Raw genomic sequence first — 22,842 nt, 5'->3', positions numbered from 1 at the left:
GCTAACATATCGGTCACTCCGCCAACCGTGCCGGTTGCGGTTCCTGCAGGAAGGGCAAGGGCTTGAGAGGGTGAGCAGTCCCACACTCGCCGATGTCGCGCGCCTCGCCGGGGTCAGCGAGATGACGGTCTCGCGCGCGATCAGCGGCCGGGGCTACGTCTCGGACGAGACGCGCCGGCAGGTCGAGGCCGCGGCGGCGGCAGTCGGCTACACGCCGAACCGCCTCGCCGGCGCATTGGCGAGCGAGCGCACCCCCCTCGTCGCCGTCGTCCTGCCGACGCTGTTCAACGCGGTCTTTCCCGAGGTCCTCGCCGGCATCGGGCAGGGGCTCGAGCCCGGTGGCATGACGCCCGTCTTCGGCGTGACCGAGTATTGTGCCGAGACCGAGGAACGGGTGGTGCGCGAACTGCTGAGCTGGCGCCCCGCGGGGATGATCGTGACCGGGCTCGAGCACAGCGATGGCACGCGCCGCCTTCTGGCCGGCTGCGGCGCGCGGGTGGCCGAGATCATGGACACCGACGGCACGCCGGTCGCCGCGTGCTTCGGCCTCTCGCACCGGGCCGTGGGCGCCGAGATGGCGCGGCATCTGCTGGCAAGGGGCTACCGCCGCTTCGGCTATGCCGGGGCCTTCCTCGACCACGACCTGCGCGCCCGAAAGCGCCGCGACGGCTTCATTGAGGCGGTCCGCGACGCGGGGGCGCGGGTGGTGCGCGAGCTTGCCCCGGCCGAGCGCTCCTCGATGCTGCTGGGCCGGCGGCTGACGGCCGATCTGCTGGCCTGCGGCGAGCGGATCGACGCGATCTTCTTCTCGAACGATGACATGGCGGCGGGCGGGCTGATGCACTGCCTCGCGCACGGCGTCGAGGTGCCCGGCGGCGTCGCGCTCGCAGGCTTCAACGGCCTCGAACTGGGCGAGGCGCTGCCCATCCCGCTCACCACCTTCCGCTCGCCCCGCTTCGAGATCGGCCGCGCCGCCGCCGCCTGGATCGCCGCTGCGGACGACGTGCCCGCGCCGCCCCGCGTGACCCTCGACGGAGAGATCGTGCCGGGCGGCACAAGCTGAGCGGCACACTTGGCGGGGTGCAGGGCGCTCGATCTGTTGCGGTATCTGCAGTCGGGCTCCCGGCCCCTGCGTGTTCCCAAACCCGCTGCGCCCTTGTAAGGTTCTTCGGAATTGCGACGGGACGCGCATAATTCCCTCCAGCGACGGGCGAGAGCATTCGATGTCGATATTGTCGCCCTATCTTTCCCGCGCGAGACAGGCTGTGGTCTCGAGGCATGTCAGGGGAAGCGTTCTCGATATCGGCTGCCAGCATGGGCAGCTCTACGACATGCTGAGGCCGCAGATCTCGCGCTACGCCGGCGTCGATCTCGATGCAGACGCCATCCAGACCGCGCGGCAGAAGCACCGGGACTGCGACTTTCGCGTCATCAACATCGATGATGAACCGCTGGGCTTCGAGAGCGAGTTCGATACCGTCGTCATGATGGCCGTGATCGAGCACATCTTCAACCTCAAGTCCGTGGGTCAATCGCTGGCCCGCGCCCTCAAGCCGGGAGGGGTCGTGCTCGTGACGACACCAACCCCGTTCGGCAACGACATCGTGCATCCCGTAGGCGTTGCGCTGGGCCTGTTCAGCAGGGCCGCGGGCGATGATCACATCGCCATCTTCAACCGCAGGCGGCTCGAGATCTTCGCGCACGAGATAGGGCTTGTGCTGAAGTCGCACCGGACGTTCCAGTTCGGCTGCAATCAGCTGGCGATCCTTCAGAAACCGTGACGCGCGCACGCGGCCCGCGGGTTCCGACGCCCGGAGGAACGGCGCGCGGGCAGGGCCGTGCGCGCGATGCCGCGTCACGGCGCCAGCAGCGCGTCCGCCAGTCCGTGCCATGTGCACCGCGCACGAAGTTCCGCGATCCCCGGATGCATCGCCGCCGCGGCATCGCGCGAGGCGCGCCGCGCGATCGTCTCGGCCAGGGCTTCGGCACTTCCGGCAGTGAACAGCCACCCGGTCACGCCATCGTCGACCGAGGCGGCAAGGCCGGGAACGTCGCTCGCGATGACTGGCCGCTCGTACCATTGCGCAAGGGCGACGACGCCGGACCCCGTTGCAGTCCGGTAGGGCGCGACGACGGCATCACAGCGTGCGAAGTACTCGGCGGCCTCCTCGTCCGGGACGTAGCGCGGCACCAGCTCCACGTGGTCGGCGAGGTCGAGGTCGGCAATAAGCCGGTCCGTGTCGGCGCGTCCGTTCCAGAACTCGCCGACGACGGCCAGCCTCACGTCCCGAAGCCCTGCGAGCTTGAGCGCCCTGAGGGCGATGTCCAGCCCCTTGTAGGGACGGACGATGCCGAAGAACAGAAGCTCGAGGCCGCGCTCGCGCGGCAGTGTCCCTTTCGGCTTCGGATACGTGTCGTACAACGGATGCGGAAACGTTCTCGCCGGAGTGCCCGGCGCCAGCCGCGAGAGGTCCGCGAGGATCGATGCGTTGTGCGTCACGAAGCGGCTGGCCTGAGCAAGCTGAAAGCGCGTTAGGGCCGTCTTCCATGCCGCCTTTTCATGGTCCTCGGCGTTGTGGACGATCATCGCGACGGGAACGCCGGCACGGCGCAGAAGGCGCGCTACGCTGCCAAGGGCGGGCGCGACGAAGCAGGTCCAGGCCGGCAGGATGACGAGGTCGGGCCTCTTTAGGATGATATCTCGCGCGACCCGGTGCCAGTTGAACGGGTTGAGCGCATCGAGCTGGAATGCAACGTCGATCCCCGCCGGAGCTTGCCCCTGCGGGTCCCGCTCGTCGCTTCCGGGGTAGAGCAGCGCCGGATACTGGCGCGCGAACGACACGACGGAGAGCTCGACTCCCGTTCGGGCGGCCAGTGCCGAGGCGAGCGCCGTGGTATGCCGGGCGATGCCGCTGCGATAGGGACTAACCGGGCCGACGACGACGACCTTCATTGGTTTGTCGGATGGGTGAGCCGCCGGGGGCGGGGAGGGATCGGTGCACGCGTCTGGTCGCATCGGGTTCCCCGGCTCGGTTGGCGCGCGGGACCCGGTACTGGGTGCCGCATGGGCACTCCGGCACGACGTCGGATCCAGGTCGCGCAGGCGACGATCAGGGCTTGAACTATCCAATCCCGGCTCGCGACCGCGCAACCCTCTTGCGCGAGGCGCAGGCCGCGGCCCGTCGCCGGACGCGCGAAATCCCGCCCGACTTTGCGATGGAAAGCGGCTGGAAATCCGTCGAGGAACAGGGCAGACCCGAGGAAGCGGAAACCAGGACCGGCGGGACCCGAGTGCCACACGAACCCGGCTACATGACGCCCGACGCGGTCGGGCAGGCGGCGCCCGTGCGTTCCGACACGCCCACTGTCTCGATCGGCCTTCCCGTCTTCAACGGCGAGGCGACGATCGGGGTGGCGATTGCGGCGATCCTCGGCCAGTCCTTCGCCGACATCGAACTCGTCATCTCGGACAACGCCTCGACCGACGCGACGTTGGCGATCTGCGAGGCGGTGGCGCGGCGCGACCTGCGTGTGCGGGTGCTGCGCCAGCCGCGCAACCTCGGGCCGGTCGCGAACTTCGAGGCCGTGCTGCGGGCCGCGCGGGGGCCGTATTTCATGTTCGCCGCCGCCGACGACCGGGTGGCGCCGCACGCCGTGGCCGAGATGCTCGCCATGATCGAGGCCGCGCCGGGGGCGGCCGCCTGCGCGCCGCGCGCGCTCATCGAGTTCGCCGGCGGGCGAACGCGCGAGGCGCGGGGCTCGGGCGCCATCACTGGGCCAGCTTGCCTGCGTCTCGCGCGATTCCTGTTGCGGCCCTCGGACAATACCCGCTTCTACGGGCTCTACCGCACCGGGGTGATGCGCGCGGCCTACATCCCCGGGCGGGCGTTCCACGGCTTCGACTGGGTCGTCTCGGCCCTGACGCTGGCGATGGGCGGGCATCTGCGGTCCGCCTCGATCGTGCTGCGCCGCGAGGGGGCGGCGCCGGGAAAGTATCACCGGCACCTGTTCGCGCAGGAGCGGTCCTGGCTGCACCGCCTGCTGCCGGTCGCGCGCATGTCGGCCGAGTTGCTCGCGCGGCTCGGCCCGCGGCACCGGGTCTGCGTGCTGCCGTCGCTGATCGTCGTCAACCTGCACCAGAGCCTGTTCCTTGTGCTCTCGATGCTGCGCGGAAGGCTGCGGCCGTGAGGATGCCGCGGGGGATGGCACGGTGCTGAAGGCGCTGGGCAACACGGGGGCGAACCTCGTCGGCGGGCTGGTCGTGATGGCCGCGGTACTCGGCTTCAACGCCCTCTACCTGCGGATGGCGCCGGCCGAGGTGTTCGGCGTCATCTCGCTTCTGCTCACCGTCACGCTGATCCTGCCGGCACTCGACTTCGGGGCAGGCCGGACTGCCGGGCGGCTGATCGCCGGGGCACTCGCCATGGGCGCGGAGGCGCCGGGTCTGCGCCGGTCAATCCTGACGCTGCAACTGTGCAGCGCTGCCGTCGGGCTGGGGCTGGGCGCGGCGCTGGCGGGCGCGGCGCCGGCGATCGCGGCGCATTGGCTCGACGCCGGCAGTCTCCCGGCCGGGGGGCTCGCTTCGGCGCTCGGGCTGATCGCCGTCCTGATCCCGCTGATGATGGTGCGCAACTTCGCCTATGCCTGTCTCAACGGCATGCAGCGGCAGGTACTGTCGAACGCCCTGCTGATGAGCTTCGTGCTGGCGGGCGGCGTGGCGGGCGTCCTGGCCCTGCATCTCGATGCCGGGTCGCTGCCCAGCTTCCTCGCGGCCCAGATCGCGGTGCATTCGGCCGAGGCGGTCGTGGCGGTCGCGACCGCATGGCGGCTGATGCCCGGCGCCGGGGCGCCGCGGCCCGACTGGAGCGTCCTGCGGCGGACATGGCGCTTCGCGGGCGGCGATGCGGGCGCGACGATGATCGGGGCGGCGCTTGCGCATGGCGACCGGATCCTCTTGAGCGCGCTGCTGCCGCTGCCGGATTACGGGCCCTATGCGCTGGTCTCGACCGTGGCGGCGGGGTTGGGCCGGCTGACGGGCCCTTTCGCGGCGGCGTTTCTGCCGCATTTCGTCGGGCTGACCGCGGCGGGCCGGCGCGAGGCGCTGCGCGCCGACTATCTGGTCGCGACGCAGCTTCTGGGCTGCGCGATCATTCCGGTCGCTGCGTCGATGATCGCCTTCTCGCCCGAGATCGTGGCCACGGTCCTCGGTGAGGCGGCTGGCAGCACTGCGCTGCCCTGGGTCCTGTCCATGCTGGTCGCGGCGACGGTGCTGAACAACCTGATGCACCTGCCGCACGGGGTTCAGCTTGCCGCCGGCGACTCGGTCACGGCGCTCAGGTTCACGGCGGCGGGAGGGCTGGCCTATTTGGCGATGATGCTGCTGGTGATCGAGCGGATGGGCATCCTCGCGCCGGCGCTGTCGCTGCTCGTCGTGCAAGGGGTCAGCTTCGTGTTCTTCACGCGGGTGACGCATCGGCTGCTCGGCATTCCCGCCGGGCGCTGGATGCTGCGGGCGATGCTGCGTCCGGCGCTGGGGGCCGCGCCTGCGATCGTGGCGGGTGCGGTGCTTCTGCCGCCGGGCATCGGGCTTGGCGCGGGCGCTGCATGGGTTGCCGGGACCGCAATCGCCGGCTGCGCCGGCGCGCTCGCGGTCTCGCCCGGCGCGCGGCGCGCCATCGCGCGGTTCCGCGGCCGGGCCGGGGAGAGCGCCTGACCCGAAAGTCCGAGGACGCGGGGGCCGCTGATGTTCCGTCGCTCACGCCCTGCGTGTGTCCAATTGTTTCACTCCCGCCTTGCTGGCATACTCCCCCGGGTGGGGGAACTTGCTGACGTATGTCATTTCGCATCGAGGAGGGGGAAGATGCTTTCCAGAATATCACGCCGCGTCTGCGTGCTGGGGCTCGTGCTGGCGATGGGGGCCTGTGAGCCACGGACACAAGACGGGCCGACGCTGATGGCGTTGACGGGCTCAGATCCCTTCGGATCCATCGACATGAAGCTGAAGATCAGCGGCATGCAGGCTAAGGAGGCGGTCTCAACGGAACAGAGTCTCGCGGAAGTGCTTGATGCTCTCGATGCGCCGCCGAATAACAATCTCGGCCGCCGAATCAAGGTGCTTCAGAATGCTCCAACGGCCAAGATGCGGGGTCTTGGAGGCGTGCAGGCACGCGCGCTGCTGGATGCTGCCGATGCGGCGCTCGACAAGGACGGCAACTTTGCCGGCCCGCCGGAGGTCGTCACCGTCAAGGGCCAGATCCAGTCAGCGCAAAATGGTGAGCCAGGGTTTCTCTACAAGTCCGGCGAGCCAATGCACATCTGGGTTCAGATGGTGACAACCTCGACGCGAACCAAGGGAAAGAACCCAAAATCCAAGATCAGTGCCGAGATGTTCCGAGTCGAGATCCCGTTCGATCAGATGGAGGTGGAGCCGAAGACCGGCCCAAAGGGCAATCTTTTCCCCGAGTTTGCAAAACTTGCGTTCAATGTTAGTGAGGACATGATCGAAAGCGATCTGGACTTCAAGCTCTGGGCGGTCGGCGCGCACGTCCGTGTCACGGATTATTGGATTGATGATAACGTCAACCCGAACACAGGGCCCGTCTATGCGCCGGGGCGGAAGTACACTGCAAGCAACGCAACCAATGCGCCAAAATACGTCAAAGAAATCTTTGCCGCGGACTCGGAGGCTTGCTTCGACATGATGTTCGCCAAAGACCCGAGTCTTCCATATGACCAGGATGGGGCATTGCAAGATGGTCAGCTTCCGGCGGGATCAGAGCCCCCCTACTACTGCCTCGGCCGGTGCAAGAACCCGCCGATCGTGAACACGCGCTGAGGCGATGGGCCGGGCACGCGGCTCGCGCCCGGCTCAGAGCTCGAGCTCGGTGCCGCCCTGCTGGGTGGCGGCGAGCAGCGCGTTGCGGATGGCCTCGATCGGGCGGTCGTAGAAGCGGATGCTGGTGCCGATCCGGCCTTCCTCGATCGCCTCGAGGGCGGCGAGACCCTCAGTTAGCCGGCCCGTCCTGTGACAGGCATCGGCCAGCAGCGCCTGGCCGTAGCCCAGGATCTGGCGCGATCCCGTGGCGCGGTACTTTTCGAGCCCCGCCTTCAGCCGCTCGATCCCCAGCGCACTGTCGCCGGTCATCGCCATCGCCCAGCCGAAGACGATCTCGGACCAGGCCTCCCAGTAGATGAACCCGTCGCGGCGGCTGAGCTGGCGCGCCCGCGTGGCCAGTTCCAGCGCCGCGTGCGGGTCGCCCAGCGACTGTTGCGCCGAAGCGAGGATCGAGAAGCCGTAGGCCGCGCTGAAATCATGCCCCGAGACCTCGGAGAGCGCATGCGCCCGCTCTATCGCCGCCCGTGCCCTTTCCACCGCGCCGGCGGTGCCGTCGCTGGTCAGCGCCAGCGTCCAGGCCTGCATCGCGCGGTCCACCACCTCGGGGTCGGCGACGTAGTAGCGGCGCAGCGCCTCCATCTCGACGCCGCGCCGAAGCTGGACGGCCTTTTCGAAATGCTCGAGCGCGCCGTCGAAGCTGCCAAGCATGAAGCAGCTCATGCCCAGCGCGTGATGGCTCAGCACCGCGAAGGCGGGCGCGGCGATCCGCGCTGTCAGGGTAAGCATCTTGCGGGCGAAGTCGTGCGCCATCTCGGCCCGCCCGGCGATCAGGTGCTCGCCGCAGAGCCCGTGCAGGATGGTGAAAAGCCGCGTCTCGTCGCCGTGCTCGGCCACGAGGTCGTGCAGCCGGTCGAGGTTGTCGGTGATGTCCTCGGACCCCCAGGCCCGGGCCTCGAGCGGCACGCACAGGGCCTCGCGCAGCCGGATCTCGGTCGCGACGCGCCGCGCCGGGTCGGCATCGGCCGCGTTCTCGCGCAGCGCGGCCGTCAGGTGCGCGATCGCCTCGGAATTGGCCGATCGCGCGATGGCGCGATGGGCCGCGCGCTCCCACAGCGCGATCGCCCGCAGCGGCTCGCCGGCGCGCGCGCAGTGCTGCGCGACCATCTCGGGCCTGCGGTCGACCAGCTCGGGGAAATGGTCCTCCAGCACCTGCGCGATGCGGCCATGCAGCGCGCGCCTGCGGCTCTTGAGCATGCTCTCATAGGCGATGTCCTGCACCAGCGCGTGCTTGAAGGTGTAGTGCGCATCGGGCGGCTGCCCGCGCCGCGTCAGCAGCTCGGCATCGACGAGTTGCTTCAGTGCCTCGGCCAGCACGTTCTCGGGCAGGCCGGTGACGCTCGAGATCGCGCGGTGGCTGAAGGTTCGCCCGATCGCGGCGCCCACCGGCATCACCTTGTCCGCGAGCGGCAGCCGGTCGATCCGCGCCATCAGCGAGTCGCGCAGGGTCGAGGGCAGGGCGAGCGGGTCGACATGGCCCTTGCCGATGCCGGGTCCGCCCTCACGGTCCACACCCACGGCGTCGAGGGCGGCCTTGGTCAGCTCCTCGATGAACAGCGGCACGCCATCGGTCTTCTCGACGATCGCCTCGAGCGGAGCCTTGGCCGCGCCTCGCCCCTGCATCAGGCTTGCGACGATGGCGGCGGATTCGCGCGGCCCCAGCCGGTTGATCTCGATCTGCGTGACATTGGGCAGGCCGCTCCAGCGCGAGACGAAGTCGCGCCGGAAGGTGCAGATCATCAGCACGCGATGGCCCTCGATGCGCTCGACCAGCAGGTCGAGCAGCTCCTGCGTCGTCGGGTCGATCCAGTGCAGATCCTCGAACACCACCAGCACCGGGCGCCGCCCGGCCAGCCGGAACAGGCGGTCGACCAGCGCCCGGATCGTCGCCTCGCGGATCTGCGCGGCGTTCAGCCCCGCAAGCGGCGGCGCCGTCTCGTCATGCGGCAGCGACAGCAGCCGCGCGAAGATCGGCAGGTCGGGGACCGATCCGTCGGGCTCGGCAAGCAGCGTTTCGAGCTTGTGAAGCTTCTCCTCGCCGCTGTCGCTGCCGCGGAAGCGCGCGGCGTATTCCAGATGCGCCGCGACGGGGTAGAGCGGGGTGCCGGTGTAGAGCGCCGAACACTGGTACATCAGCCGCAGGTGAGGCTCGGCCGCCGCCCGCCCCGCCAGCTCGCGCGCGAGGCGCGACTTGCCGATGCCGGCCTCGCCCGACAGCAGAACGACGTTGCCGCGCCCCTCGAGCGCGCGCGCCCAGCGCCGGCGCATCAGGCCCAGTTCCTCGTCGCGGTTGACGAACAGGGTCTGCTTGCCCCGCTGTTGTGACTCGAAGCGCGCGGCGGCCGTGCGCACCTCGCGCAGCCGGTAAGTCTGCACCGGCTCGCGGAAGCCCTTGAGCGCATGGGTTCCCGCGTCCTCGCAGACGAAGGCGTTGCCCAGCAGCCGGTGCGTGTCGGCGCTGACAATCACGCTGCCCGGCTCGGCTAGGGCCTGCAGGCGGGCGGCGAGGTTGGGGGTCTCGCCCACCGCCGCGCGGATGGACTCGAGCCCCTCGTACACGAGGCCGCCGATCAGCACCTCGCCGGTCGCGATGCCGATGCGCGCGGCCAGGGGCCCCGCGCGTTCGTGCGGGATCTGCGGCACCTCGCGCAGCACCGCGAGCGCCGCGAGCGCCGCGCGCTCGGGGTCGTCCTCCTGTGCGGTGGGATAGCCGAAATAGGCCAGCACTCCATCACCCGCGAAATGCGCGACATAGCCGCCATGGCTCGCGACGATCTGAGCGCAGACGTCGTGATAGCTGCGGATCAGGTTCTTGTAGTCCTCGAGGTCGAGCTCGGCCGACAACGCGGTCGAGCCGACGAGGTCGATGAACGCGACCGTCAGGTGGCGAAGCTGTCCCGCCGCGGTGACGTCCGAGAAACCCGGCGGCGTGTCCTCGGCGGGCGGTGCCTCCGGCTCGGCGTCGGCGGGGCCGAGCGCCGCGATCGCGCGCATCAGCCGCTTTCGGTCGCCGAGCGGGATGTCGAGCTTTTCGAGGTCGGCCTCGCTCAGGTCCGGCAGGATGTCGGGCGTGATGCGCTGCCGCTCGAAACGTTCGGCGTACTCGTCGAGTCCGAGAGCGGCCAGCCATGCACCGATCGACCCCGCCACGTCCCCAGCCCCTGAAATCTCCCTATCCCAACGCGGTCAACCCTAACACGAAATTCCCGCGCCGCCAGAGCAGCATCGCGCCCGCGCCGCGCGGCGCCCATCGCCCGCCTCGCGGGAAAACCGACACGGGGGCGTCGCAATCTGAAGCGTCGCGGCGGGGCGCTCCGGGCCACTCTGCGCCGGATGTGGCCGGTCCGCCCGGGGCCCGCGCGGGGCGCGGGCAGGGGCCCGGCCGAAGGCCCTGGGTGCGACCTTGGAAGACGCGAGCTTCGATTACGTGATTGTCGGTGCCGGCTCGGCCGGCTGCGTGCTGGCCGAGCGGCTGTCCGCCGGCGGGCACCACAGCGTGCTGGTGCTCGAGGCCGGCGGCAGCGACCTGCGCTTCTTCGTGCAGATGCCGCTGGGCTACGGCAAGCTGTTCTACGACCCCGCCGTCAACTGGCTCTACCGCGCCGAGCCGGACCCCGGCCTTGCCGGTCAGCGCGATCACTGGCCGCGCGGCAAGATCCTTGGGGGGTCTAGCGCGATCAACGCCATGGTCTACATCCGCGGCCACGCTTCGGACTACGAGGACTGGAAGGCCGCCGGGAATCCGGGCTGGGGCTGGGACGAGGTGCTGCCGGCCTTCCGCGCCATCGAGCACAACGAGGCCGGCGCCGACGAATGGCGCGGGCAGGGCGGGCCACTGTTCGTCTCGGCCAACCGGCGCGACCTGCACCCTCTGTGCGAGGTCTTCATCCGCGCGACCGAGGCCGCGGGCCTGCCGCGCAACCCCGATTTCAACGGCGCCCGGCAGGAGGGGGTGGGCACCTACCAGCTCACGGTGAAGGGCGGCCGGCGCAACTCGGCCGCGCGCGCCTTCCTGCGCCCGGCGATGAAGCGGGCGAACCTGCGGGTGCTGACCCATGCGCAGGCCACGCGCGTGCTGTGGCAAGGGCGCCGGGCGGTGGGGGTCGAGTACCGCCATCGCGGCGCTCTGCGCCGCGTGCGGGCGCGGGCCGAGGTGATCCTTGCGGGCGGCGCGATCAACTCGCCGCAGCTGCTTATGCTCTCGGGCGTGGGGCCGGGCGCGGCGCTGGGCGGGATGGGCATCCCCGTGGTGGCGGACAACGCCAATGTCGGCGCGCACCTCGCGGATCACCAAGGGCTCAACTACACCTACCGGATGCGGGTCCCCACCTACAACGACCTGCTGCGGCCGTGGTGGGGCAAGCTGGCGGCGGGGCTGCGCTACCTTCTGACCGGCCGCGGCCCCCTGTCGATCTCGATCAACCACGGCGGCGGCTTCTTCCGCACCTCGCCCGATCTCGCGCGGCCGAACATGCAGCTCTACATGCAGGCCTTCTCGACGCTGATCCCGCGCGAGGGCGAGCGGCCGATCCTGACGCCCGACCCCTTCCCGGGCATGTCGCTGGGACTGTCGAACTGCCGGCCGACCAGCCGCGGGCGCATCACCCTTGCAAGCCCCGACCCCTTCGCGCATCCCCGCATCGAGGCCAACGCCTACGGCACCCGCCACGACATCGACGAGATGCTTGCGGCGGTCAAGTTCCTGCGCCGGATCGCGGCGGCCGAGCCGCTGGCCCCGCTGATCGCCGAAGAGCTCCGCCCCGGCCCGCAGATCGCTTCGGACGAGGACCTGATCGCCGACATCCGCGCCCGCAGCGGCACCGTCTATCACCCCTCCTGCACCTGCCGGATGGGGCCGGACCCCGCGTCGAGCGTGGTCGGGCCCGACCTTCGCGTGCATGGCGTCGAGGGGCTCAGGGTCTGCGACGCCTCGGCCTTCCCCAGCCTGATTGGCGGCAACACCAACGCGCCCGCGATGATGATGGGTTGGAAGGGAGCCGAGCTGATCCTGCGCGACGCCGCCCGCTGAGGCCCCGCCCCGCGCGCGGGGCGCGGCCCGGCGCCGGCGCGGCAGGATGCTTGCCAAGCGCCGCCCCGCATGCCTAACCTTGGCCCCGGCGGAGGGGAGTGTCTGCATGGCCCGACCGGATGGACGCGGATTGCTGCGAATGGCGGCGGTGGTTTTTCTCGCGTTCCTGGCCATCGTGCTTTCCGGCGCCTTCACCGGGCAGCCCTTCTTTCCTGACATCGCCGAGATGCTGACGCTATTCCTCGCCTGCGGCCTCTTCGTCGCGGGCGTTCTGCAGCGTGAGGGAGCCGCGCGAGACGATCACATCGACCAGGGGCAAAGCCCCGGCAAGGGAGGAGAAACGGCATGATCGACGACAAGGACGCGACCGAGGTGCAATCCGAGGAGCGGCGCAACTTCCTCAAGCTCGCCGGCACCGGCGCCTTCACCGCCGCAGTGGTCGCGGGCGCGGGCGGCGTGCTGCATTCAGGCCAGGCGGTCGCGCAGACCGCCAAGGAAGAGCGAGAGCGCGAGCAGGCGGCGAAATACGTGATGAACCTCGCCACCGAGTATCCCATCGGCACGACGCGCAGCTATCCGATGATGCAGCTCGACGTGAAGGAGAACATCCAGAACGCCACCGACGGCAAGGTCTATGTCAAGCTCTCGCCCGGCGGGCAGCTCGGCATCGGCAGCGCACTCGCGCAGAAGGTGCAGGCGGGCACGGTGCAGGCGGGGCAGTTCTCGCTGTCGAACTTCGCGCCATTCGCGCCCACGGTCGATCTGATCAACCTGCCGTATCTGTGCGGCGCCAACCAGCGCTTCGTGAACCTCGTGACCTCGGATGTCTGGAAGGCCGAGGTCAACAGCCGGGTCGAGGAGCGTGGCTTCCGACCGCTGTTCTATTTCTGCATCGACCCGCGGGTCGTCGCGATCCGCAAGGGCGCGAGCGGCCCCGTCATCAAGCCGGGCGATCTCGCCGGCATGAAGTTCCGGGTTCCCGGCTCGGCGATGCTGCAGCAGTTCTACCGCCTTGTCGGCGCGAACCCCACGCCGGTCGCGTGGGGCGAGACGCCCTCGGCAATCAAGCAGGGCGTGGCGGACGCGCTCGACCCCGCGGTGGGCGCGCTTTATGCCTTCGGCTTCAAGGACATCCTCAGCCACGTGACATTCACGCAGGCGGTGCCCGACAGCCAGTGCTATTCCTGCAACCTCGAATGGTTCAAAACGCTGGACGGGGACGTGCAGGAGGCGATCGACTGGGCGTCCGAGATGTCGTTCCACCAGAATCTCGCCAAGGTGCCCTCGTCGCGCACCTTCGCCATGGCAGAGATGCGCAAGTCGGGGGTCGAGTTCCACTCGCTCACGGCCGACCAGCTTGGCGAATGGCGCGAGGCGGCGGGCTTCCAGCGCAGCGAGTGGGACAGCTTCAAGGTCGATCTCGCGGGCTCGATGGAGAATTTCGCGAAGCTGGTCGAGGCGGCCGAGACCCGCAGCCGGTTCTACGTCCACGACGCCTGAATCCCCGTCCTGACACCGGGCGCGCGCGCCGCGCCCGGCCCTTGCCGCAGCGGGGCCAGCCATGTTCGCAACACTCGATCGCAACGTCGAGCGCTGGGCGCTTCTCGTCTTCTACGTGATGCTGGTCGCCACCATGGCGATCGAGGTGCTGCGGCGCGAGTTGCTCGCCTACTCGTCGGTCTGGGGCGAGGAAATCGTGCGCTATGCCTTCATCTACCTCGCCTGGATCGGCGCGGCGGCGGCGGTGCGCGAGCGGGCGCATATCCGCATTGACGTGATCTATGCCTTCCTCGGCCCGCGGGCGCGGGCGGCGCTCTACATCCTCGGCGACCTGGTCATGCTGGGCGTCGCGCTGATCGCGGTCTACTGGTCGTTCGAGACGGTCCGCGTCTCGTGGCGCTTCGGCTCGGTCAGCGCGGGGCTCAGGGTCTCGATGGTCTGGTTCCTGCTGGCGGTGCCGGTCGGTTTCTCGCTGATGATCTTCCGCCTCGCGCAGTCGCTGAGGCGCGACTTCCGCGATCTCGCCCGGGGCCGCGCGCCCTACGAGGGCGAGCGGCTGTTCGACTGAGGCAGGGCGCATGTGGCAGCTTCACCAGGAAACCTCTCTGGGCTGGGACTTCTACGGCCCGGTGATCCTGTTCGCGGTGCTGATCGCGCTGGGCGTGCCGGTCTGGGCGGCGATCGGGCTGTCGGCCGTGGCGATGCTGCTGGCCTCCGAGGTGCTGCCGCTCTCGCTGTTCGGCGAGGCGCTGTTCGACGGCATCGACGCCTTCGCGCTCACCGCGATCCCGCTGTTCATCCTCACCGGCGACGTGCTGGTGCGCACCGGGCTGTCGCGCAAGTTCCTCGACGTGGCCGAGGCGCTGACCTCGTGGACGCGGGGCGGCTTCGGCTCGGCCACGGTGCTGGTCTGCGGCATGTTCTCGGCCATCTCGGGCTCGGACGCGGCGGGGGCCGCGGCGGTCGGGCGGATGACCATCGACCGGCTGGTCGAGAGCGGCTATCCCCGGCCTTACGCCTGCGCGCTGGTGGCCTCGGGCGCCTGCACCGGCATCCTGATCCCGCCCTCGATCGCCTATATCATCATCGGGCTGGTGCTGGGCATCTCGGCGGCGACGCTGTTCCAGGCGGCGCTGATCCCGGGGCTGATGATCCTCGGTGCCATCCTCGTGACCAACATCCTCGTCAACCGCCGCCACGCCTATGAAAGCGGCGGAGGGATCTCTTGGGCCGAATGGCTGGGAAATGTCGGGCGCGCGCTGGCGCGGGGCTGGTATGCCTTCATCGTGCCGGGGATCATCTTCTACGGCATCTTCTCGGGCCGGCTCACGCCGACCGAGGCGGGCGCGACCGCGGTCACCGTGACCATCGCCATGGGCTTCCTCCTCGGCACGCTGAAGCTTGCGGATTTCCCGGCGATGCTGGTCAGTTCCGCCAAGGTCAGCGGCGTGATCCTGCCGATTATCGCCATGTCGCTGCCGCTGGCGCAGACCATGGCGGCGCTGGGCGTGCCGCAGGGCTTCGTCGCGTCGGTCACGGGGCTCACCGACGACCCGGCGATGCTGGTGCTGCTGATGATCCTGATCCTGATCGCGGCGGGCTGCGTGATGGAGACGACGCCCAACATCGTCATCCTCGCGCCGATCCTGAAGCCGCTGGCCGACGAGATCGGGATGAACGAGATCCAGTTCTGCGTCATGATGATCACCGCGCTGGGCGTAGGCTTCATCACGCCACCGCTGGGGCTCAACCTGTTCGTCGTCGCGGGGCTGACGGGCGAGTCGATCCTGCGCATCGCCTGGCGCGCCGTGCCCTTCGTGCTGACGATGCTGATCGTGACGCTGCTGATCGCCTATGTGCCCGAAGTCTCGACGACGCTCCTGCCCGAGATCTACCGATAGGAGGCCCGCGATGATCCATGCCTGTCAGGCGAGCGCCGGGCGCGCGTCCCGCGATGGCGCCCACCGCGTGGTCGCCGTGGCGCAAGCCCCCCTGGGCGCGACCGCGCGCCGTGGCTGAGGCCGACCCGCTCTTCTCGGTGGCGGGCCGCGTGGCCTGCGTGACCGGCGCGAGCAGCGGGCTGGGGCGCGCGGCGGCCTCGATGCTGGCCGCGCGCGGCGCGCACGTCGTTGGCCTCGCCCGGCGCGACGAGGCGCTGGCCGCCTGGCGCGCCGCCACGCCGGGCAAGACGGCGGCGGTGATGGCCGATCTCGGCGCCTGCGAGGATTTCGCGGGCCTTGCCGCGCGCATCGCGGCGCCCTTCGGCCCGCCTTCGATCCTCGTCAACGCCGCCGGCGTCAACACGCGCGAGCCGGCCGATGCGGTCACGCGCGCCGGCTGGCAGAAGACCATGGCACTCAACCTCGACGCGCCCTTCTTCCTCGCGCAGGCGCTGGTGCCGGGGATGCGGGCCGCGGGCTGGGGCAGGGTGGTCAACTTCGCCTCGCTGCAATCGCGCCGCGCCTTTCCGGGCGGCATCGCCTACGGCGCCTCGAAGGGCGGGGTCGAGCAGCTCACCCGCGCGATGGCCGAGGCCTGGTCGAGCGACGGCATCACCGCGAACGCGCTGGCGCCCGGCTTCTTCCCGACGGAACTGACCGCGCCGGTCTTCGCCGACCCCGAGCGCGCCGCGCGCAACGCCGCGCAGACCTGCATCGGGCGCAACGGCACGATGGCCGACCTCGAGGGGCCGCTGCTGTTCCTGTGCTCGGCCGCGTCGGACTACGTGACCGGCCAGACCCTGTTCGTCGACGGAGGGTTCACCGCGAAATGAAGGCGCTGGTCTACACAGCCCCCCGCAGCCTCGCCCTGCGCGAGGTGCCCGACCCCGAACCCCGGCCCGGCGAGGCGCTGATCCGCGTCGAGGCCGTGGGCATCTGCGGCTCGGACATGCACGCCTTCGAGGGCCATGACGAACGCCGCCCGCCGCCCCTGATCCTGGGCCACGAGGCCGCGGGAGTGATCGTGGCGGGCCCGCAGGCCGGGCGGCGCGTGACCGTCAACCCGCTGGTCACCTGCGGCGCCTGCCCGGCCTGCCGCGCGGGGCGCGAGAACCTGTGCCCCTCGCGCCAGATCATCTCGATGCCACCGCGCGAGGGCGCGTTCGCCGAGCTTCTGGCCATGCCGGAGCAGAACCTTGTGACTGTCCCCGACGGTGTGCCGCTGGCCCGGGCCGCGCTGGCCGAGCCGCTGGCCTGTGGCTGGCACGCCGTCCGGCTGGGCGCGCGGGCGCTGGGGGTGCCGTTGGCGCAGGCGCGCTGCGCCGTGCTGGGGGGCGGCGCCATCGGGCTCGGCGCCGCGCTCGCCGCGCTCGCGCAAGGCGCGCCGGGTCCGATCCCGCTGGCCGAGCCGAACCGCCTGCGCCATGCCGCGATCTCCGCCGCGGGCGCGGTCGTGCCGCATGTGCCGGGCGAGGGCGGGCCGGGAGCGGGCGAAGCCGACCTCGTGATCGACGCCGTGGGCTACCCCGCCACGCGCGCCGAGGCCTGCCGGCTGGCGCGCCCCGGCGGCGTGATCGTCCATATCGGGCTCGGTTCCGCCGAGGGCGGGCTCGACATCCGCCGTATGACGTTGCAGGAGATCACCTTCATCGGCACCTACACCTACACGAAGGCCGATTTTCGCGAGACCGCCGAAGCCATCTTCGGCGGCCGCCTCGGCCCGCTCGACTGGGCCGAGGGCCGCGCTCTCGCGGCCGGCCCCGCCGCCTTCGCAGAGATCGCGGCCGGCCGTGCCGCGGCGCCGAAGATCGTGCTCATGCCGGGTGCGGATTGACGGCCGCAGGGGCGGGAGCCCGGCCCTGGCGCCTAACCGCGGGTCGAGCCCGGGGCAGCGGCTGAGCCGAACGGTCGCGACGATGCCGCCCCGACCGTCTGCCCCGCCCGCTCAGGCTCCCGGCTGCCTGGTCTTGCGCAGGTACGGCAGCACCCGCTCGAAACTCCCGAACTTCTCGGTCGCCTCGGCGTCGGACACGGCCGCGGTGATGATCACGTCCTCGCCCTGCTTCCAGTCCGCGGGGGTCGCCACCTTGTGCTTCGCCGTGAGCTGGATCGAGTCGATGGCGCGCAGGATCTCGGCGAAGTTGCGCCCCGTGGTCATCGGGTAGGTGAGCGAGAGCTTCACCTTCTTGTCCGGCCCGATCACGAAGACCGAGCGCACGGTGGCGTTGTCGGCCGGCGTGCGCCCCTCGGCGGTGCCGGTCTCGGAGGCCGGCAGCATGTCGTAGAGCTTGGCGACCTTCAGCTCGGTGTCGCCAATCAGCGGGTAGTCCACCCGTCCGCCGGTCGCCGCCTCGATGTCGGCTTTCCACTTCACGTGGCTTTCGACCGGGTCGACCGAGATGCCGATGACCTTCACGCCGCGCCGGGTGAACTCGTCCTTCATCTTCCCCATGGCTCCCAGCTCGGTGGTGCAGACCGGCGTGAAGTCCTTGGGGTGGCTGAACAGCACCGCCCAGCCGTCGCCGATCCAGTCATGGAAGCGGATCGGCCCTTCGGTCGTATCGGCGGTGAAGTCCGGGGCGGTGTCGTTGATGCGGAGGCTCATTTCACGAACTCCTGCGGGATTTTCGATAGATCCACGGAAGCGGCCGGACCATAGCGCGCCTCGCCGATGCATGCCACCGCTCACTTGGAGTACCCATCCCGACCCGAGCCAGGCGGCGGCAGGTCGCTCTCGAAGACCGGCCGGGCCTCGATCGTCAACGTGGCCTCGCGCGGCTCGCCGTCGCGGAGGTAGCTGATCGTCACGGCCTCGCCGATCGCCAGGGCCTGGACGGCGGCGACCGCATCCTCGAGGGTGACCAGGCGCCGGCCGTTGACCCCGGTGATCACGTCGCCCCCCAGGATGATCTCGCTCGCGCCCCACATCAGCGGCATCGTGCCGCCGCGCAGCCCCGCGCGGTCGGCGGCACTGCCGGGCTCGACGGTCTCGACGAGGAAGCCGCCGCGCCGGCCGATCGGCGACTGTCCCATCAGGTTCTGGATCAGCGGCGAGACCATCTGGCCATAGAGCCCGTGCCAAGGCCGGCGCACCTCGCCGGTCTCGATAAGCTCGGGCAGCACCCTGGCGATCTCGGACACCGGCAGGGCGTAGCCGATGTCCTCGGCCGCCGGGTGCAGGCTCTTGAGCGTGACGAGCCCGATCAGCCGCCCGCAGCGGTCCAGCAGCGGACCGCCGGAATTGCCGGGGCTGACCGGCGCGTCGGTCTGGATGTAGCGCGTCATCCAGGACGAGGTGTTGAGCGGCAGGAACCGGTCGATGCCCGAAACCATCCCCGCGGTGATCGACTGCCCCAGCCCCAGCGGGTAGCCGACCACGTAGGCCGTGTCGCCGGGCACGGGGTCCGCGGGAGCCATGGGCAGGGCCTCGGCGCTGAAAATCAGCCCCGGCGCCCGCAGGACCGCGAGGTCGAGCACCGCGTCGCGGCCGGCCAGTTCGGCGGGCCAGGCGTTTCCCTCGTGGATCGCCACGATCTCGCTCGCCCCGGCCACGACGTGCAGATTGGTCAGCACGAGGCCCTCGCCCAGCACGATGCCCGTGCCGCTGCCGAAGCGGACCCGGTCCATCACCCGCATCGGGTCGATGCCGACGCCGACGACGCGCACGACGCGGCTTGCGCTCTCGCGGTGGATGCTCTGGGGCTCGAGCGCGCAGTCCGCGCCCCCGGCGGGCGTCTGGGCCCCGGCGCCCTGCCACACAGTGGCCGCGATCAGCGCGGCGGCGATCGTCGTGGTCCTTGCAAACATCCCGGCGCCTCCAGCCCGGCTGCGGCGCGCGGCGCCGCCCGTCCCCTGCATGAGACAACGGGCGGGACCGCGCCGCCTTGATCCCGCGCAAGCCGCAAGCCCACGCGCCCTGCGCGCCTTGCCAGTGGCTGGGCGGGCGGATATAGGGGCGCAGACCTCATCCACCGCAGGACATTTCCATGCCGAAGATCAACGGGAACGAGATCCGCCCCGGCAACATCATCGAGCACGATGGCGGCCTCTGGATCGCCGTCCGCACGAGCCACGTCAAGCCCGGCAAGGGCGGCGCCTTCGCCCAGGTCGAGCTCAAGAACATCCGCGACGGGCGCAAGCTGAACGAGCGATTCCGCTCGGCCGACAAGGTCGAGCGCGTCCGCCTCGAGCAGAAGGACAAGCAGTTCCTCTACGAGAACGACGGCATGCTGGTGTTCATGGACGCCGAGACCTACGAACAGACCGAGCTGCCGGCCGACATCCTCGGCGACCGCCGCCCCTTCCTGCAGGACGGCATGACCGTGGTGGTCGAGTATTACGAGGAGGAGGCGCTTTCGGCCACGCTGCCCGAGAAGGTGACCTGCGAGATCGTCGAGACCGAGCCCGTCGTGAAGGGCCAGACGGCCGCCAACTCGTTCAAGCCCGCCATGCTCGACAACGGCGTGCGCGTGATGGTGCCGCCCTTCGTCGGCACCGGCGAGAAGATCGTGGTCAACACCGAAACCTTCGAATACGTCGAGCGCGCCTGAGCGCCCGGCGAGCCGCCCGGAGAGACCCATGTCGACCGCCTCGCCCACGCTCAACGTGATGATCAAGGCTGCCCGCAAGGCGGCCCGGCGCCTCGTGCGCGACTTCGGCGAGGTCGAGAACCTGCAGGTCTCGATGAAGGGGGCGGGGGATTTCGTCTCGGCCGCCGACCGCAAGGCCGAGGAGACGATCCGCGAGGAGCTGATGACCGCCCGGCCGAGCTATGGCTGGGTGGGCGAGGAATCCGAGCCTGTCGAGGGCAAGGACCCGACCCGGCGCTGGATCGTCGACCCGTTGGACGGCACGACCAACTTCTTGCACGGCCTGCCGCACTGGTCGATCTCGATTGCGCTCGAGCACAAGGGCGAGATCGTCGCGGGCGTGGTCTACGACCCGGCCAAGGACGAGATGTTCGTGGCCGAGAAGGGCGCGGGCGCCTGGCTCAACGACCGGCGCATCCGCGTCTCGGCGCGGCGCGAGATGGTGACGCTGCTGCTTGCGACCGGCGTGCCCTTCGGCGCGAAGCGGACGCTCAATCTGACCATGCGGGATCTCGCGGCCCTGATGCCGCGTTGTTCCGGCGTGCGGCGGATGGGCTCGGCCGCGCTCGACCTCGCCTATGTCGCGGCGGGGCGCTATGACGGGTTCTGGGAGCGCGAGCTGCAGTCCTGGGACATGGCCGCCGGCATCCTGCTGGTGCGCGAGGCCGGGGGCATGGTCGGAACGATCAAGCCGGGCGGCAACCCGCTCGAGACGGGCGTGATCCTCGCCACCAATGCCGAGGTGTTCGAGCCGGTGAGGAAGCTGCTCGACCCCGACTGACGGCGCGTCGCGCCTGCGGGCAGCAGGTGGACGGAACGGGAGACGGATGATGCGCAACCCTGTCGGTGCCGCCCTCGCGCTTGCCTTGGCCCTTGCCGTCGCGGCCTGCACGCCCGGACCGAAACTCGACCCTGAAACCTTCCCCGGCGGCGTGCTGCGGGTGAACACCGCCGGCGTGCCCGAGGACATCATGCTGTTCGTGAACCCCGACGGCAGCCTGGCGGGTGCCGAGGGCGCGGCGAGCGTCGATGGCTGGTCGGCAAGCCGCTCCGCCGTCGCCTTCACCGCGGCGCCGCGCGAGGGCAAGCCCCCGCTTGCCTTCGCTATGCCCGCCGCCGCCTTCGGCCCCGATTACGCGGGGCAGGCCCGGGTCACCGGCACCTGCACCGCCGACTGCACCCGCGAGGCGACCGCCTGGTGGGCCAGCGGCAAGGAGCGGGTGACACTGCCGAAGTGAGGCGCCTCAGCCGGGGCGCGATTTCAGCTCGACCTCGACGAAGCGCAGCTCGCCCTCGCCCTTCCAGATCACGTCGTGCTCGACGCCTGCCGCGCGGAAGTAGCTCACGCCGGGCTGCATCAGGAACTGGGTGCGCTGGCCGCCGGGGCCCAGGATCTCGACCGGGCCGCCGGTGACCGGGGTGATCACGTAGTCGAAGCCATGCCGGTGCCAGCCAGTCGCCGCCCCCGGCGCGAAGGCCCATTCGGTGACGCGCACCTGCTCGTTGTCGACGTGGACGGTGGGCACGGCCTCGGTCATCGCTCGTCTCCTTCGGTTCCGGTCTGCTCCCACCGACGCGCCGCGCTGGATGGGGAGTTACGGGAAACTTATTATAATCAATGGAATGAGTGGCCTTTCAAACGTGAAAAGCCACCCCGTTTCAGGTTCAGAGACCCAGCGCGAGCTTGGGGCTGAGCACGTCGATCTCCAGCGCCTGGCCCACGGCGAAGTTCGTGAGCTTCCCCTTGTGGGTGTTGAGCCCGGCCATCAGGTGCGGGTCGTCCCGGCAGGCCGCGGCCCAGCCCTTGTTCGCCAGCGCGATCAGGAAGGGCAGGGTCGCATTGCCGAGCGCGATGGTGGACGAGCGCGCGACCGCGCCGGGCATGTTCGCCACGCAGTAATGCACGATGCCGTCCACGATGTAGATCGGGTCGTCGTGGGTGGTGGCGCGCGAGGTCTCGAAGCAGCCGCCCTGGTCGATGGCCACGTCCACCACCACCGCGCCCGGCTTCATGTCCGAGAGCTGCTTGCGGGTCACCAGCTTGGGCGCGGCGGCGCCGGGGATCAGCACGGCGCCCACCACCATGTCGGCCTGTGCCACCAGCTCCTCGGTGTTCGCCTTCGAGGCATAGCGCGTCCCGATGCGGCCGCCGAACACGTCGTCGAGATAACGCAGCCGGTCGAGCGAGCGGTCGAGCACGGTCACATGCGCGCCCATCCCCGCGGCCACCCGCGCGGCGTGGGTGCCGACGACGCCGCCGCCGATCACCACAACCTCGGCCGGGCCCACGCCCGGCACGCCGCCCAGCAGCACGCCGCGCCCGCCATTGGCCTTCTGCAGCGCCCAGGCGCCGACCTGCGGGGCGAGCCGCCCGGCGACCTCGGACATCGGCGCGAGCAGCGGCAGGCCGCCCCGCGAGTCGGTCACCGTCTCGTAGGCGATGGCGGTGACGCCCGAGGCCAGGAGGTCGCGGGTCTGCTCGGGATCGGGCGCGAGGTGGAGATAGGTGAACAGCACCTGCCCCTCGCGCAACTGCGCGCGCTCGGCGGCCTGCGGCTCCTTGACCTTGACGATCATCTCGGCGCGCTCGAACACCTCGGCGGCGGTCGCGACGATCCGTGCGCCGGCGGCCTCGTAGAGCGTGTCGCCGAAGCCCGCGCCGGCGCCGGCGCCGGTCTCGATGATCACCTCGTGGCCATTGGCCACCGCCTCGCGCGCCGCGGCGGGCGTCATGCCCACGCGGTACTCCTGGTTCTTGATTTCCTTCGGGCAGCCGATCAGCACGGTCCCAGTCCCCTTGTTCGTTGTTCTCGCTCGCCCGGACGACGGCACGCGTCCACGCACCACGACCTTAACCCGCCCCGGCGCCGGGCGTTAGGGCCAGCCTGAGCC

21 protein-coding genes are annotated in these 22,842 nt (G+C 70.3%); 15 read left to right on the top strand and 6 right to left on the bottom strand.

The genetic code is table 11. The annotated features are described in order from the left end of the window. The first annotated feature begins 70 nt into the window (after window positions 1–70). On the top strand, window positions 71–1,063 hold the full coding sequence (locus M1105_RS18810) for a LacI family DNA-binding transcriptional regulator (RefSeq protein ID WP_249581922.1): 993 nt from the start codon (window positions 71–73) through the stop codon (window positions 1,061–1,063). A 202-nt stretch (window positions 1,064–1,265) separates the two neighbouring features. Further along, entirely contained in the window at window positions 1,266–1,781 is a 516-nt protein-coding gene (locus M1105_RS18805; protein WP_249581921.1) for a class I SAM-dependent methyltransferase, read from the top strand. A 74-nt stretch (window positions 1,782–1,855) separates the two neighbouring features. Here the strand turns inward: M1105_RS18805 and M1105_RS18800 are convergent, their stop codons facing one another. After that, the gene (locus M1105_RS18800) at window positions 1,856–2,953 is read right to left on the bottom strand and encodes a glycosyltransferase (protein WP_249581920.1); all 1,098 of its coding nucleotides are present in this window, start codon (window positions 2,951–2,953) and stop codon (window positions 1,856–1,858) included. A 338-nt stretch (window positions 2,954–3,291) separates the two neighbouring features. Between M1105_RS18800 and M1105_RS18795 the strand changes: the two genes are divergently transcribed. The 3 genes from M1105_RS18795 to M1105_RS18785 all read left to right on the top strand — a co-directional run bounded on the left by M1105_RS18795 (window position 3,292) and on the right by M1105_RS18785 (window position 6,835). Beyond that, on the top strand, window positions 3,292–4,188 hold the full coding sequence (locus M1105_RS18795; RefSeq protein WP_249581919.1) for a glycosyltransferase family 2 protein: 897 nt from the start codon (window positions 3,292–3,294) through the stop codon (window positions 4,186–4,188). Between the two features lie 22 nt (window positions 4,189–4,210). Further along, window positions 4,211–5,713 (top strand): lipopolysaccharide biosynthesis protein, encoded by a 1,503-nt coding sequence (locus M1105_RS18790; RefSeq protein ID WP_249581918.1) that lies wholly within the window; start codon window positions 4,211–4,213, stop codon window positions 5,711–5,713. A gap of 147 nt (window positions 5,714–5,860) precedes the next feature. Further along, window positions 5,861–6,835 (top strand): hypothetical protein, encoded by a 975-nt coding sequence (locus tag M1105_RS18785; RefSeq protein ID WP_249581917.1) that lies wholly within the window; start codon window positions 5,861–5,863, stop codon window positions 6,833–6,835. 33 nt (window positions 6,836–6,868) lie between these two features. On the opposite strand, the gene M1105_RS18780 is transcribed toward M1105_RS18785, so the two are convergent. Continuing rightward, on the bottom strand, window positions 6,869–10,042 hold the full coding sequence (locus tag M1105_RS18780) for an ATP-binding protein (RefSeq protein WP_249581916.1): 3,174 nt from the start codon (window positions 10,040–10,042) through the stop codon (window positions 6,869–6,871). A 253-nt stretch (window positions 10,043–10,295) separates the two neighbouring features. Here M1105_RS18780 and M1105_RS18775 point away from each other — a divergent pair, with 253 nt between their 5' ends. From M1105_RS18775 to M1105_RS18745, 7 genes are all read left to right on the top strand, one after another. After that, window positions 10,296–11,921 carry a GMC family oxidoreductase gene (locus M1105_RS18775; RefSeq protein WP_249581915.1) on the top strand — a complete coding sequence of 542 codons (1,626 nt, stop codon included), beginning with the start codon at window positions 10,296–10,298 and terminating at the stop codon, window positions 11,919–11,921. A gap of 106 nt (window positions 11,922–12,027) precedes the next feature. After that, entirely contained in the window at window positions 12,028–12,270 is a 243-nt protein-coding gene (locus tag M1105_RS18770) for a hypothetical protein (protein ID WP_249581914.1), read from the top strand. Continuing rightward, window positions 12,267–13,421 (top strand): TRAP transporter substrate-binding protein, encoded by a 1,155-nt coding sequence (locus M1105_RS18765; protein ID WP_249581913.1) that lies wholly within the window; start codon window positions 12,267–12,269, stop codon window positions 13,419–13,421. The genes M1105_RS18770 and M1105_RS18765 overlap by 4 nt, the downstream gene beginning before the upstream one ends. Before the next feature lie 61 nt (window positions 13,422–13,482). Further along, window positions 13,483–13,989, top strand: coding sequence for a TRAP transporter small permease (locus M1105_RS18760; protein ID WP_249581912.1), 507 nt, complete (start codon window positions 13,483–13,485; stop codon window positions 13,987–13,989). Window positions 13,990–13,999: 10 nt separating this feature from the next. Continuing rightward, window positions 14,000–15,322 (top strand): TRAP transporter large permease, encoded by a 1,323-nt coding sequence (locus M1105_RS18755; protein WP_249581911.1) that lies wholly within the window; start codon window positions 14,000–14,002, stop codon window positions 15,320–15,322. A gap of 110 nt (window positions 15,323–15,432) precedes the next feature. Beyond that, complete coding sequence (locus tag M1105_RS18750) at window positions 15,433–16,194, top strand: SDR family NAD(P)-dependent oxidoreductase (RefSeq protein WP_249581910.1); 762 nt, start codon at window positions 15,433–15,435, stop codon at window positions 16,192–16,194. After that, window positions 16,191–17,195: a zinc-dependent alcohol dehydrogenase gene (locus M1105_RS18745; RefSeq protein ID WP_249581909.1), complete on the top strand. Its 1,005-nt coding sequence runs from the start codon at window positions 16,191–16,193 to the stop codon at window positions 17,193–17,195. Before M1105_RS18750 ends, M1105_RS18745 begins: the two co-directional genes overlap by 4 nt. A 111-nt stretch (window positions 17,196–17,306) precedes the next feature. Here M1105_RS18745 and M1105_RS18740 read toward each other — a convergent pair whose 3' ends face one another. Together M1105_RS18740 and M1105_RS18735 are read right to left on the bottom strand one after the other, a co-directional pair. Continuing rightward, window positions 17,307–17,966, bottom strand: a complete 660-nt coding sequence (locus M1105_RS18740) for a peroxiredoxin (RefSeq protein ID WP_249581908.1) — start codon at window positions 17,964–17,966, stop codon at window positions 17,307–17,309. Between the two features lie 80 nt (window positions 17,967–18,046). Continuing rightward, window positions 18,047–19,168, bottom strand: a complete 1,122-nt coding sequence (locus tag M1105_RS18735; RefSeq protein WP_249581907.1) for a S1C family serine protease — start codon at window positions 19,166–19,168, stop codon at window positions 18,047–18,049. A gap of 179 nt (window positions 19,169–19,347) precedes the next feature. On the opposite strand from M1105_RS18735, the gene efp reads away from it, so the two are divergent. Genes efp through M1105_RS18720 form a run of 3 tightly spaced genes read left to right on the top strand, consistent with a single transcriptional unit; the run spans window position 19,348 to window position 21,188 of the window. After that, window positions 19,348–19,911, top strand: a complete 564-nt coding sequence (gene efp / locus M1105_RS18730; protein ID WP_249581906.1) for an elongation factor P — start codon at window positions 19,348–19,350, stop codon at window positions 19,909–19,911. Window positions 19,912–19,939: 28 nt separating this feature from the next. Further along, window positions 19,940–20,731 carry an inositol monophosphatase family protein gene (locus M1105_RS18725; protein WP_249581905.1) on the top strand — a complete coding sequence of 264 codons (792 nt, stop codon included), beginning with the start codon at window positions 19,940–19,942 and terminating at the stop codon, window positions 20,729–20,731. 49 nt (window positions 20,732–20,780) lie between these two features. Next, a complete protein-coding gene (locus M1105_RS18720) occupies window positions 20,781–21,188 on the top strand; it encodes a hypothetical protein (RefSeq protein ID WP_249581904.1) in 408 nt (135 codons plus the stop codon). A 6-nt stretch (window positions 21,189–21,194) separates the two neighbouring features. Here the strand turns inward: M1105_RS18720 and M1105_RS18715 are convergent, their stop codons facing one another. Further along, window positions 21,195–21,488: a cupin domain-containing protein gene (locus M1105_RS18715; RefSeq protein ID WP_249581903.1), complete on the bottom strand. Its 294-nt coding sequence runs from the start codon at window positions 21,486–21,488 to the stop codon at window positions 21,195–21,197. A gap of 127 nt (window positions 21,489–21,615) precedes the next feature. After that, on the bottom strand, window positions 21,616–22,734 hold the full coding sequence (gene ald / locus M1105_RS18710; protein ID WP_249581902.1) for an alanine dehydrogenase: 1,119 nt from the start codon (window positions 22,732–22,734) through the stop codon (window positions 21,616–21,618). Window positions 22,735–22,842: the final 108 nt, after the last annotated feature.

This window comes from Thermohalobaculum sediminis, from assembly GCF_023487995.1.
GTDB classification, from domain to species: domain Bacteria; phylum Pseudomonadota; class Alphaproteobacteria; order Rhodobacterales; family Rhodobacteraceae; genus Thermohalobaculum; species Thermohalobaculum sediminis.
Note: the sequence above shows the minus strand (reverse complement) of the source record. Positions and strands in the feature narration are given on the sequence as shown.

Coding starts and splice junctions, on each gene's coding strand:
- M1105_RS18800 (WP_249581920.1), bottom strand. CDS start 2,953: ATGAAGGTCGTCGTCGTCGGCCCGGTTAGTCCCTATCGCAGCGGCATC.
- M1105_RS18785 (WP_249581917.1), top strand. CDS start 5,861: ATGCTTTCCAGAATATCACGCCGCGTCTGCGTGCTGGGGCTCGTGCTG.
- M1105_RS18770 (WP_249581914.1), top strand. CDS start 12,028: ATGGCCCGACCGGATGGACGCGGATTGCTGCGAATGGCGGCGGTGGTT.
- M1105_RS18765 (WP_249581913.1), top strand. CDS start 12,267: ATGATCGACGACAAGGACGCGACCGAGGTGCAATCCGAGGAGCGGCGC.
- M1105_RS18760 (WP_249581912.1), top strand. CDS start 13,483: ATGTTCGCAACACTCGATCGCAACGTCGAGCGCTGGGCGCTTCTCGTC.
- M1105_RS18755 (WP_249581911.1), top strand. CDS start 14,000: ATGTGGCAGCTTCACCAGGAAACCTCTCTGGGCTGGGACTTCTACGGC.
- M1105_RS18745 (WP_249581909.1), top strand. CDS start 16,191: ATGAAGGCGCTGGTCTACACAGCCCCCCGCAGCCTCGCCCTGCGCGAG.
- M1105_RS18740 (WP_249581908.1), bottom strand. CDS start 17,966: ATGAGCCTCCGCATCAACGACACCGCCCCGGACTTCACCGCCGATACG.
- M1105_RS18735 (WP_249581907.1), bottom strand. CDS start 19,168: ATGTTTGCAAGGACCACGACGATCGCCGCCGCGCTGATCGCGGCCACT.
- efp (WP_249581906.1), top strand. CDS start 19,348: ATGCCGAAGATCAACGGGAACGAGATCCGCCCCGGCAACATCATCGAG.
- M1105_RS18725 (WP_249581905.1), top strand. CDS start 19,940: ATGTCGACCGCCTCGCCCACGCTCAACGTGATGATCAAGGCTGCCCGC.
- M1105_RS18720 (WP_249581904.1), top strand. CDS start 20,781: ATGCGCAACCCTGTCGGTGCCGCCCTCGCGCTTGCCTTGGCCCTTGCC.
- M1105_RS18715 (WP_249581903.1), bottom strand. CDS start 21,488: ATGACCGAGGCCGTGCCCACCGTCCACGTCGACAACGAGCAGGTGCGC.